The sequence below is a fragment of the Streptantibioticus silvisoli genome (genome assembly GCF_027947535.2).
Classification (GTDB): Bacteria; Actinomycetota; Actinomycetes; order Streptomycetales; family Streptomycetaceae; genus Streptantibioticus_C; species Streptantibioticus_C silvisoli.
This window is the reverse complement of the sequence record NZ_JAAGKO020000033.1, coordinates 88,597-99,361: the sequence shown is the minus strand read 5'-3', so window position 1 is coordinate 99,361 and position 10,765 is coordinate 88,597. Positions and strand designations below refer to the sequence as shown.

The window sequence follows — 10,765 nt, the reverse complement described above, 5'->3', positions numbered from 1 at the left end:
TCAACATATTTGGCGTTGACTTTTAGCACGCTGTTGAGTTCTCAAGGAACGGAAGCTACCTTCGAGACCGTTTCACCGGCCGCTCCGGGCTTTCCCTTCGGTGTCTCCGACTCTATCAGAGCTTTTCGGCTCCGATTTACTTCCGGATTTCCCTCCGCCTCAAGTGGCCCGGTTTCCCTGGCCTTCCCTTGCGGCGGTTGTCACAACGTACTGGAGGGGGCCGCCAGGAAGCAAATCCGGGCGGCCCCCTCCGTGACGGGCCGTCAGACCTCGACGACGACCGGCAGGATCATCGGCCGGCGGCGGTAGGTGTCGGAGACCCACTTGCCCACCGTGCGGCGGATGATCTGCTGGAACTGGTGCGGGTCGGCCACCCCGTCGGAGGCCGAACGCAGCAGCGCCTCCTCGATCCTGGACAGGACCGGGGCGAACGCGGCGTCCTCGATGCCGGAGCCGCGCGCCTGGATGTCGGGACCGCCGACCACCTTGCCGCTGCTGGTGTCCACCACGACGAAGACCGAGACGATGCCCTCCTCGCCCAGGATGCGGCGGTCCTTCAGCGAGGTCTCGGTGACGTCGCCCACCGACAGGCCGTCGACGTAGACGTAGCCCGCCTGGACCTTGCCGACGATCTTGGCGCGGCCGTCGATCAGGTCGACCACCACACCGTCCTCGGCGATGACCACGCCCTCGCGTTTGATGCCGGTGGCGATGCCCAGGTCGGCGTTGGCCCGCAGGTGCCGCCATTCGCCGTGCACGGGCATGAGGTTGCGCGGCTTGCAGATGTTGTAGAAGTACAGCAGCTCGCCGGCCGAGGCGTGGCCGGAGACGTGGACCTTGGCGTTGCCCTTGTGGACGACGTTGGCGCCCCAGCGGGTCAGGCCGTTGATGACCCGGTAGACGGAGTTCTCGTTACCGGGGATCAGCGAGGAGGCCAGGACCACGGTGTCGCCCGGCACGATGCGGATCTGGTGGTCGCGGTTGGCCATCCGCGACAGCGCCGCCATCGGCTCGCCCTGCGAACCGGTGCAGATCAGCACCACCTCGGCGTCGGGCAGGTCGTCGAGCGTCTTGACGTCGACCACCAGGCCGCCGGGCACCCGCAGGTAGCCCAGGTCACGGGCGATGCCCATGTTGCGGACCATGGAGCGGCCGACGAAGGCGACGCGGCGGCCGTACTCGTAGGCGGCGTCCAGCACCTGCTGGATGCGGTGCACGTGGCTGGCGAAGCTGGCCACGATGATCCGGCGGTCCGCCTTGGCGAACACCTGGCGCAGCACCGGGGAGATGTCGCGCTCGTGCGGGATGAAGCCGGGGACCTCGGCGTTGGTGGAGTCGGCGAGCAGCAGGTCGATGCCCTCCTCGCCGAGCCGGGCGAACGTCGGCAGGTCGGTGAGGCGGCCGTCCAGCGGCAGCTGGTCCATCTTGAAGTCGCCGGTGTGCACGACCATGCCCGCGGGGGTGCGGATGGCGACGGCGAGGGCGTCCGGGATCGAGTGGTTGACGGCGACGAACTCGCAGTCGAACGGCCCGATGCGCTCGCGCCGGCCCTCCTCCACCTCCAGGGTGTAGGGGCGGATCCGGTGCTCCTGGAGCTTGGCCTCGATCAGCGCCAGGGTCAGCTTGGAGCCGATCAGCGGGATGTCCGGCTTCTCGCGGAGCAGGAACGGTACGCCGCCGATGTGGTCCTCGTGGCCGTGGGTGAGCACGATGCCGACGATGTCGTCGAGGCGGTCCCGGATCGAGGTGAAGTCCGGCAGGATCAGGTCGATGCCGGGCTGCTCCTCCTCGGGGAAGAGCACGCCGCAGTCGACGATGAGCAGCCGGCGGCCGTACTCGAAGACGGTCATGTTGCGGCCGATCTCGCCGAGCCCGCCGAGCGGCGTGATGCGCAGGCCGCCTTCCGGCAGCGCCGGCGGGGATCCGAGGTCGGGGTGCGGATGACTCAAAGGTTCTCCATCTCCGCACTCGCGTGACCGCGCCCACGGGGACGGGCCGTGCCGCGGTCGCCGGCCCCGGTACGGCGGTCTGATGACCTGGGCCGGGAGGCGGGCGCGGTCGGCTCGGCGTTCCCGTGGGGCGGGCAGCGCGAGTGACGTGTGCGTGGTGTTCGGTTGTCGGACGTGCGGTGGTGCGGGCGGCCTGTCGGCGCCCGGCGGTCCACTCGTGCGTCCGGTGTTCGGTGTTCGGTGGTGAAGTCGTGCCGGGTACAGCCGTATTCAGTTGTGAAGTCTTTGGTTAAAGCTCTACCCCGCTGGCGGCCAGATCCCTCTTCAATTGCTCGGTCTCCTCCTCGGTGAGGGGGACCAGGGGCAGGCGCAGCGGTCCGCCGGGCAGGCCGAGGGCGGCCAGCGCCGCCTTGACGGTGATGACGCCCTGGGTGCGGAAGACGCCGGTGTAGACCGGCAGCAGGCGCAGGTGCAGCTCGGCGGCCTTGGCCACGTCGCCGCTGAGGTAGGAGTCGAGCAGGTCGCGCAGCTCGGTGGAGACCAGGTGGCTGACGACCGAGACGAAGCCGACCGCGCCGACCGACAGCAGCGGCAGGTTGAGCATGTCGTCGCCGGAGTACCAGGCCAGGCCGGAGCGGGCGATGGCCCAGCTGGCGCGGCCCAGGTCGCCCTTGGCGTCCTTGTTGGCGACGATGCGCGGGTGCTCGGCCAGCCGGATGAGCGTCTCGGTCTGGATCGGCACGCCGGTGCGGCCCGGGATGTCGTAGAGCATCACCGGCAGCTCGGTGGCGTCGGCGATCGCCGTGAAGTGCTGGTGGATGCCCTCCTGCGGGGGCTTGTTGTAGTACGGCGTGACGGCGAGCAGTCCGTGGGCTCCGGCACGGGCGGCCTGCCGGGACAGCTCGACGCTGTGCCGGGTGTCGTTGGTGCCGATTCCGGCGACCACGTGGGCCCGGTCGCCGACGGCCTCGACGACGGCGCGCACCAGGCGCTCCTTCTCCGCGTCGCTGGTGGTCGGCGACTCACCGGTGGTGCCGTTGACCACCAGGCCGTCGTTGCCGTTGTCCACCAGGTGGGCGGCCAGGCGCTGGGCGCCGTCGACGTCGAGTTCACCGTCCGCGGTGAACGGTGTGACCATCGCGGTCAGGACCCGGCCGAAGGGGGTCTGCGGTGTGGAAGTCGGAGCCATGGGTCCCACGCTACTCGTAGCCGGCCGCGCCATGCCCTGTCGGGGGACCTCCGGCGGGGCCGCGACAGGGCGGCCGGTACGGCGCGGGCCTGCGTCAACACGGGCGGGGCGAGGGCCGGAGGTGGGACTCCGGCGCTGCCTGCTCGGGGGTCCAAGCAGCGCCGGAATCCGTTTCTGCAGCCTAGATGAACTTCACTAATACCTGCAATTGGGGCGCTTCGGGCGTTGGTGCGTCCGGGGGCGTCGGCCCGGTGCCCGCCCGGGAAGCGGGCTACGGGGCCTGACGGCCATTGGAGTTGAAGGCCGCGTGGGTCAGCGGCATCAGCCGGGACCACTCGAGCTCCATGCGTTCGGCCACCATCTCGATCTCGCGCTGCGGGAAGGACGGGACCGCGGCCAGCTCGTGCTGGGTGCGCAGGCCGAGGAAGTGCATGAGGGAGCGGGCGTTGCAGGTGGCGTACATCGAGGAGAACAGTCCGACCGGCAGCACCGCGCGGGCCACCTCGCGGGCGATGCCCTCGGCCAGCATCCGCTGGTAGGCGTCGTAGGAGTGGCGGTAGGAGGTCTCCATCGCCTCCCGGGCCGCCTTGTGCTGCCCGGGGCTGCCCTCGACGAAGTGGTACTTGCCCGGGCGGCCCTCCTGCACCAGCCTGCGGTCGGCGCCCGGCACGTAGAAGACCGGCTGGAGCTCGCGGTAGCGGCCGGACTCCTCGTTGTACGACCAGCCGACCCGGTGCCGCATGAACTCGCGGAAGACGAAGATCGGGGCGCTCACCAGGAAGGTCATCGAGTTGTGCTCGAACGGGCTGCCGTGCCGGTCGCGCATCAGGTAGTTGATGAGCCCCGTGGAGCGCTCGGGGTCCTTGGCCAGCTCCTCCAGCGACTGCTCGCCGGCCGTGGAGACCCGGGCCGCCCACAGTACGTCCGAGTCCGCCGCGTTGTGCTTGACCAGCTCCACGTGCACGTCGTCGCGGAACTCCGGTTCGGGGGCGGTGGGCCTGGGGGTGTCGGTCACCTGGGTGTTTCCTCACTGTACGGGCGTGCGTGTGCTGGGGCCGAGCTTAGCCAGTCGGGCGGCGGCTCCCGCGGGCGGCGACCCTTGTGCCGCGCCGGAGCGCTGGTTAGGGTCACCCGTCACGGTCCCCCGTCCCGTCCCGACCCAGGAGGACGACGCGCTGTGTCACTCCCCCACGCGACCGCGAACCGAAGACCGGCCGGCGCCGACGATCCGGTGCGCCGGCTCGGCCGGCGGTGGCGGCGGCCCTATCCGCTCGGACCGTTCCGGGTGGGCCCGGCCGCCTGCCTGCTGGTGCTGGTGACGTACCTGCTGGTCGCCGCCTTCGTCGACCGGCTGGCCGGCGACAGCTCCGCGACGGTGTCCCTGCTGGTGGGCGCGGTGCTGCTGACCGCGGTCGCGCTGCGGATGCTGCGGGTCGGGGTCTGGGTCAGCGGTGACGGGCTGCGGACCGTCAGGCTGCTGCGCACCTCGACGCTGCCGTGGGACCGGGTCGCCTCGGTGCGCACCGTCCAGCAGCCGGTGCGGTGGCTGTACCTGCCGCGCACGGTGCAGGGCCAGGCGCTGGTGGTGCGGCGCACGGACGGCGCGGTGCTGCCGGTGCTGCTGACCGACCGCTGTCCGGACTTCCTGGGCCGCCCGGAGCGGTTCGACCGCGCGGCCGACGCGGTCGAGGGCTGGGCGCGGCTGCTGCGCCGGGGCTGAGGGCGCCAGGACTGAGGGCGCCAGGACTGAGGGCGCCAGGACTGAGGGCGCCAGGACTGAGGGCGCCGGGTCCGGCGCCGTCCCGGCCGCGCAGGGGCGGCCGGGCGGGCCGCGGGGGCCCGTCCCGGGGCGGGACGGGCCCCTGCCGCGTGGCTGCGGGTCAGGCGCGGACCGGGCGGCCGTCGTGCAGGGCGATGGCGCGCTGCATGGCCTTGCGGGCACGGGGCGTGTCGCGGGCGTCGTGGTAGGCGACGGCGAGCCGGAACCAGGAACGCCAGTCGTCGGGGGCGGCCTCGGTCTCGCTGCGGCGGCGGACGAAGACCGCGTCGGCGGAGTCGCGGTCGATGCGGCCGGCCGGGGTGCGGACCAGCTCGTCGACCGGCAGGCCGCCCTCGGCATCCAGTTCCCTGGCGAGCCGGTCGGCGGAGGTGGCGAACCGGGTGGTCTGCCACAGGAACCACACGCCGATGAGCGGCAGCACCAGTACCGCGACGCCGAGCGGCACGGTGACCGGGCTGCCGGCCTCGATCAGCAGGATGCCGCGGTCGCCGGCCAGGACGAAGTAGACGACCAGCACGGCGGCCGTGACGAAGTAGGTGATCTTCGCGCGCATATCGGGTGGCTCTCGTCAGCTCTCGTCGTCCGGGGAGTCGAACAGGAAGTGTTCGAGGCCCAGTGTGACACCCGGGTGGGCGCCGATCTCCCGCGCCGCCAGCAGGATGCCGGGCATGAAACTGCTGTGGTGCGAGGAGTCGTGGCGGATGGTGAGGGTCTCCCCGATGCCGCCGAACAGCACCTCCTGGTGGGCCAGCATGCCGTGCAGCCGGACCGAGTGCACCGGGATCCCGTCGACGTCGGCACCGCGGGCGCCGGCCAGCGCGTGGGTGGTGGGGTCCTGCTGCCGTTCCAGGCCGGCCCGGTCGCGGGCGGCGGCGATCAGCTGCGCGGTGCGGGCGGCGGTGCCCGACGGCGCGTCGGCCTTGCCGCGGTGGTGCAGCTCGATGACCTCGGCGGACTCGAAGAACCGCGCCGCCTGCTGGGCGAACCGCATGGTCAGCACCGCGCCGACGGAGAAGTTCGGGGCGATGAGAGCCCCGGTCCGCGGCGAGTCGGCGAGCCAGCCCTCCAGCAGTTCGACGCGTTCCGGGGTCCAGCCGGTGGTGCCGATGACGGTGTGGATGCCGTTGCGGACGCAGAAGTGGACGTTGTCCATCACCGCGTCCGGGGTGGTCAGCTCCACGGCGACCTCGGCGTGCGCGGCGGTCAGCGCCTCCAGCGGATCGCCGCGGCCGATCGCGGCGACCAGTTCCAGGTCGTCGGCGGCTTCCACGGCCCGGACGGCCTCGGAACCGATCCGGCCGCGGGCACCGAGGACGGCCACCCGGATCTTGCTCATCGCGAACTCCCACTCGTTGGTCGGACGGCCGGCCGCCGGACGGTCGGCCGCCGGTGGTTGCCGGGCGGTCGACCGTCCGGCGGTCAGGCGACGGATTCGTGCAGTCGGGCCCGGTGCTTGTCGCCCAGCGGGCCGATGGCGGCCAGCGAGGGTCGGTGGCCCAGTACCTCGGCGGCGATCGTGCGGACGTCGTCGGGGGTGACGGCGGCGATCCGGGCCAGCATGTCGTCGACCGACATCTGCTCGCCCCAGCACAGCTCGCTCTTGCCGATGCGGTTCATCAGTGCCCCGGTGTCCTCCAGGCCCAGCACCGTCGAGCCGGACAACTGGCCCACGGCGCGGCGCAGTTCCTCCTCGCCGAGGCCGTTGGCCGCCACGTCCGCCAGCTCGCCGCGGCAGATCTTCAGCACCTCGGCGGTCCGGCCGGGCTGGCAGCCGGCGTAGACGCCGAACAGGCCGCAGTCGGCGAACGAGGAGGTGTAGGAGTAGACCGAGTAGGCCAGCCCGCGCTTCTCGCGGACCTCCTGGAACAGCCGGGAGCTCATGCCGCCGCCGAGGGCCGCGTTGAGCACGCCCAGCGCCCAGCGGCGGTCGTCGGTGCGCGACAGGCCGGGCATGCCGAGCACCAGGTGGGCCTGCTCGGTGGAGCGGTCCAGGATCTCCACCCGGCCGGCGGCGCGCAGCAGGCGGCTGCCGGTGCGCGGGGCGACCGGCGGGGTGTCGGGGTCGCCGAGGGCGCCGGCCCGTTCGAACGCCTCGCGGACCTGGGCGACGACGTCGTCGTGGTCGAGGTTGCCGGCCGCGGCGACCACCAGGTGGGTGGGGTCGTAGTGCTTCTTGTAGAAGCGGGCGATCTGCGGCCGGGTGAGCGCGTTGATGGTCTCCACGGTGCCGAGCACCGGGCGGCCGAGCGGGGAGTCGCCGAGCATGGCGGTGCCGAACAGGTCGTGGACCTGGTCGCCCGGGTCGTCCTCGGTCATCGCGATCTCCTCCAGGACCACGCCGCGTTCGGCGTCGACGTCCTCCTGGGCGATGAGCGAGCCGGTGAGCATGTCGCAGATGACGTCGACCGCCAGCGGCAGGTCGGTGTCGAGCACCCGTGCGTAGTAGCAGGTGTACTCCTTGGCGGTGAACGCGTTCATCTCGCCGCCGACCGCGTCGATCGCGGCGGAGATCTCCAGCGCGGTACGCCGTTCGGTGCCCTTGAACAGCAGGTGTTCGAGGTAGTGGGTGGCGCCGTTGAGGGCGGGGGTCTCGTCGCGGGAGCCGACCGCCACCCAGATGCCGAAGGTCACCGAGCGCACGGTGGGCAGCGCCTCGGTGACGACCCGCAGGCCGCCGGGCAGGACGGTGGTGCGCACCAGCCCGCCGGTGCCGCCGGTCCGGGTCGCGGCACGGGGGACGGCCCGCCCCTCGAAGGAGGAGCGGGCCGTCTGCCGCCGGGTGGCCGAGGTCACTTGGCGGACTCGTCCTGGCTGTCGTCGTCCTGGGCCTCTTCGCCGTCGATGACCGGGATCAGCGAGAGCTTGCCGCGCTGGTCGATCTCGGCGATCTCGACCTGGACCTTGGAGCCGACCTTGAGCACGTCCTCGACGTTCTCCACCCGCTTGCCGCCGGCGAGCTTGCGGATCTGCGAGATGTGCAGCAGACCGTCCTTGCCGGGCATCAAGGAGATGAACGCGCCGAAGGTGGTGGTCTTGACGACCGTGCCCAGGTAGCGCTCGCCGACCTCGGGCATCGTCGGGTTGGCGATGCCGTTGATCGTGGCACGGGCGGCCTCGGCGGCCGAACCCTCGGAGGCGCCGATCAGGACGGTGCCGTCGTCCTCGATCGCGATCTCGGCGCCGGTGTCCTCCTGGATCTGGTTGATCATCTTGCCCTTGGGGCCGATGACCTCGCCGATCTTGTCGACCGGGATCTTGATGCTGATGATCCGCGGCGCGTTCGGGGACATCTCGTCGGGGACGTCGATGGCCTCGTTCATCACGTCCAGGATGTGCAGGCGCGCGTCGCGGGCCTGCTTGAGCGCGGCGCCGAGCACGGAGGCGGGGATGCCGTCGAGCTTGGTGTCGAGCTGGAGCGCGGTGACGAAGGTCTTGGTGCCGGCGACCTTGAAGTCCATGTCGCCGAACGCGTCCTCGGCGCCGAGGATGTCGGTCAGCGTCACGTAGTGCGTCTCACCGTCGATCTCCTGGGAGATCAGGCCCATGGCGATGCCGGCGACCGGGGCCTTGAGCGGCACACCGGCGTTCAGCAGCGACATGGTGGAGGCGCAGACCGAGCCCATCGAGGTGGAGCCGTTGGAGCTGAGCGCCTCGGAGACCTGGCGGATGGCGTACGGGAACTCCTCGCGGGTCGGCAGCACCGGCACGAGCGCCCGCTCGGCGAGCGCGCCGTGGCCGATCTCGCGGCGCTTGGGCGAGCCCACCCGGCCGGTCTCACCGGTGGAGTACGGCGGGAAGTTGTAGTTGTGCATGTAGCGCTTGCGGGTCTCGGGCGCCAGGGTGTCGAGCTGCTGCTCCATGCGGAGCATGTTCAGCGTGGAGATGCCCAGGATCTGGGTCTCGCCGCGCTCGAACAGCGCCGAGCCGTGGACGCGCGGGACGACCTCGACCTCGGCGGACAGGGTGCGGATGTCGGTGACCCCGCGGCCGTCGATGCGGACCTTGTCCTTGATGACGCGCTCGCGGACCAGCTTCTTGGTCAGCGCGCGGTAGGCGGCGGAGATCTCCTTCTCGCGGCCCTCGAACTTCGGCAGCAGCTTCTCGGCGGCCAGCGCCTTGACCCGGTCCAGCTCGGCCTCGCGGTCCTGCTTGCCGGCGATGGTCAGCGCCTGCGCCAGCTCGTCGCGGACGGCGGAGGTGAGCGCGCCCAGGACGTCGTCCTGGTAGTCGAGGAAGACCGGGAACTCACCGGTGGGCTTGGCGGCCTTGGCGGCCAGCTCGGCCTGCGCCTTGCACAGCGTCCTGATGAACGGCTTCGCGGCGTCCAGACCGGCCGCCACCAGCTCCTCGGTCGGCGCCTCGGCACCGTCCTCGACGAGCTTGATGGTCCTGGCGGTGGCCTCGGCCTCGACCATCATGATCGCGACGTCGCCGTCCTCCAGCGTCCGGCCGGCGACGACCATGTCGAACACGGCCTCCTCCAGCTCGGTGTGGGTCGGGAACGCCACCCACTGGCCGCGGATCAGCGCGACGCGGACGCCGCCGATCGGGCCGGAGAAGGGCAGGCCCGCCAGCTGGGTGGAGGCGGAGGCGGCGTTGATGGCCACCACGTCGTACAGGTGGTCCGGGTTGAGCGCCATGATGGTGGCGACGACCTGGATCTCGTTGCGCAGGCCCTTCTTGAACGAGGGGCGCAGCGGGCGGTCGATCAGCCGGCAGGTGAGGATGGCGTCCTCGGAGGGGCGGCCCTCGCGGCGGAAGAACGAGCCGGGGATGCGGCCGGCCGCGTACATGCGCTCCTCGACGTCCACCGTGAGGGGGAAGAAGTCGAGCTGGTCCTTGGGGTGCTTCGAGGCGGTGGTGGCCGACAGGACCATGGTCTCGTCGTCCAGGTAGGCCACGGCGGAGCCGGCGGCCTGACGGGCCAGGCGGCCGGTCTCGAAGCGGATGGTGCGGGTGCCGAACGATCCGTTGTCGATGACGGCGTCGGCGTAGTGGGTCTCGTTCTCCACTATGGGGTTTCTCCTCTTTCGTCCGCTCCCGGGCACCTGCCCGGGAGCCTTGCGCGGTGGAGCGCCCGCCGTGCGCGGCCGCCCCGCGGCGCGGGGGGCCGAGGACCGGTCTTCGATCGAAGCCTCCGGGACGCGGAGTACGCGTGCTGCCCGGGGGCCACTACCGAGGACCGGCTCCGCCGGCGCCGGCATGCGGCCGGCGCGCGAGCGCTCCTGCTCGTTCTGTGTTGTTCCTTGCCAGACTACAAACCCGGTGGGCCGGTCCGGCGGCACGTACGACGACACGTCCGGGTGTGCCGGACGGTGTCAACGTACGTCAAAGGGGAGCGGCTCCCCGGTGGGAACCGCTCCCCCTGCACGACGTGTCAGCGGGCGCCCGCCGCGCCGCGGCGGATGCCGAGGCGCTCGACGAGGGCACGGAAGCGCGTGATGTCCTTCTTGGCCAGGTACTGCAGCAGGCGGCGGCGCTGGCCGACCAGGAGCAGCAGGCCACGACGGGAGTGGTGGTCGTGCTTGTGGGTCTTGAGGTGCTCGGTGAGGTCGGTGATGCGGCGCGTCAGCAGCGCGACCTGGACCTCGGGGGAGCCGGTGTCGCCTTCCTTGGTACCGAAATCAGCGACGATCTGCTTCTTCGTGGCGGCGTCGAGCGACACGCGCACTCCTTGGGTTCGTGCCCGCGAGCGCCCCTGGTCTGATTCTCAGGGGTTCTTCGATACTCGATGGGCCAGCCGGGCGTACACACGGCCGTCACACACAGTACCAGCCGCCGGCCGGGCCTTCGTCCGCGGGGCCCGGCCGGCGGCCTGGGTGTGGTGTCCGGCCCGGTGGCCGGGGC

The 10,765-nt window shown here is 71.5% G+C and carries 9 protein-coding genes; 1 reads left to right on the top strand and 8 read right to left on the bottom strand.

From position 1 onward, the window contains the following. Window positions 1–263: 263 nt before the first annotated feature. The 3 genes from POF43_RS21920 to thyX all read right to left on the bottom strand — a co-directional run bounded on the left by POF43_RS21920 (window position 264) and on the right by thyX (window position 4,153). Complete coding sequence (locus tag POF43_RS21920; protein ID WP_271313948.1) at window positions 264–1,949, bottom strand: ribonuclease J; 1,686 nt, start codon at window positions 1,947–1,949, stop codon at window positions 264–266. A gap of 289 nt (window positions 1,950–2,238) precedes the next feature. Then, entirely contained in the window at window positions 2,239–3,138 is a 900-nt protein-coding gene (gene dapA / locus POF43_RS21915; RefSeq protein WP_271313949.1) for a 4-hydroxy-tetrahydrodipicolinate synthase, read from the bottom strand. Window positions 3,139–3,409: 271 nt separating this feature from the next. After that, the gene (thyX, locus tag POF43_RS21910) at window positions 3,410–4,153 is read right to left on the bottom strand and encodes an FAD-dependent thymidylate synthase (protein ID WP_271313950.1); all 744 of its coding nucleotides are present in this window, start codon (window positions 4,151–4,153) and stop codon (window positions 3,410–3,412) included. Window positions 4,154–4,315: 162 nt separating this feature from the next. Here thyX and POF43_RS21905 point away from each other — a divergent pair, with 162 nt between their 5' ends. Then, a complete protein-coding gene (locus tag POF43_RS21905; protein WP_271313951.1) occupies window positions 4,316–4,858 on the top strand; it encodes an SCO5741 family PH domain-containing membrane protein in 543 nt (180 codons plus the stop codon). Between the two features lie 160 nt (window positions 4,859–5,018). Here the strand turns inward: POF43_RS21905 and POF43_RS21900 are convergent, their stop codons facing one another. The 5 genes from POF43_RS21900 to rpsO form a co-directional block, all read right to left on the bottom strand. Beyond that, window positions 5,019–5,471 carry a tetratricopeptide repeat protein gene (locus tag POF43_RS21900; protein WP_271322939.1) on the bottom strand — a complete coding sequence of 151 codons (453 nt, stop codon included), beginning with the start codon at window positions 5,469–5,471 and terminating at the stop codon, window positions 5,019–5,021. 15 nt (window positions 5,472–5,486) lie between these two features. Next, a complete protein-coding gene (dapB, locus tag POF43_RS21895; RefSeq protein WP_271313953.1) occupies window positions 5,487–6,254 on the bottom strand; it encodes a 4-hydroxy-tetrahydrodipicolinate reductase in 768 nt (255 codons plus the stop codon). A gap of 83 nt (window positions 6,255–6,337) precedes the next feature. Further along, window positions 6,338–7,711: a M16 family metallopeptidase gene (locus tag POF43_RS21890; RefSeq protein WP_271313954.1), complete on the bottom strand. Its 1,374-nt coding sequence runs from the start codon at window positions 7,709–7,711 to the stop codon at window positions 6,338–6,340. After that, a complete protein-coding gene (locus POF43_RS21885; protein WP_271313955.1) occupies window positions 7,708–9,930 on the bottom strand; it encodes a polyribonucleotide nucleotidyltransferase in 2,223 nt (740 codons plus the stop codon). The genes POF43_RS21890 and POF43_RS21885 overlap by 4 nt, the downstream gene beginning before the upstream one ends. Before the next feature lie 365 nt (window positions 9,931–10,295). Continuing rightward, on the bottom strand, window positions 10,296–10,583 hold the full coding sequence (gene rpsO / locus POF43_RS21880; protein ID WP_271313956.1) for a 30S ribosomal protein S15: 288 nt from the start codon (window positions 10,581–10,583) through the stop codon (window positions 10,296–10,298). Window positions 10,584–10,765 lie beyond the last annotated feature (182 nt).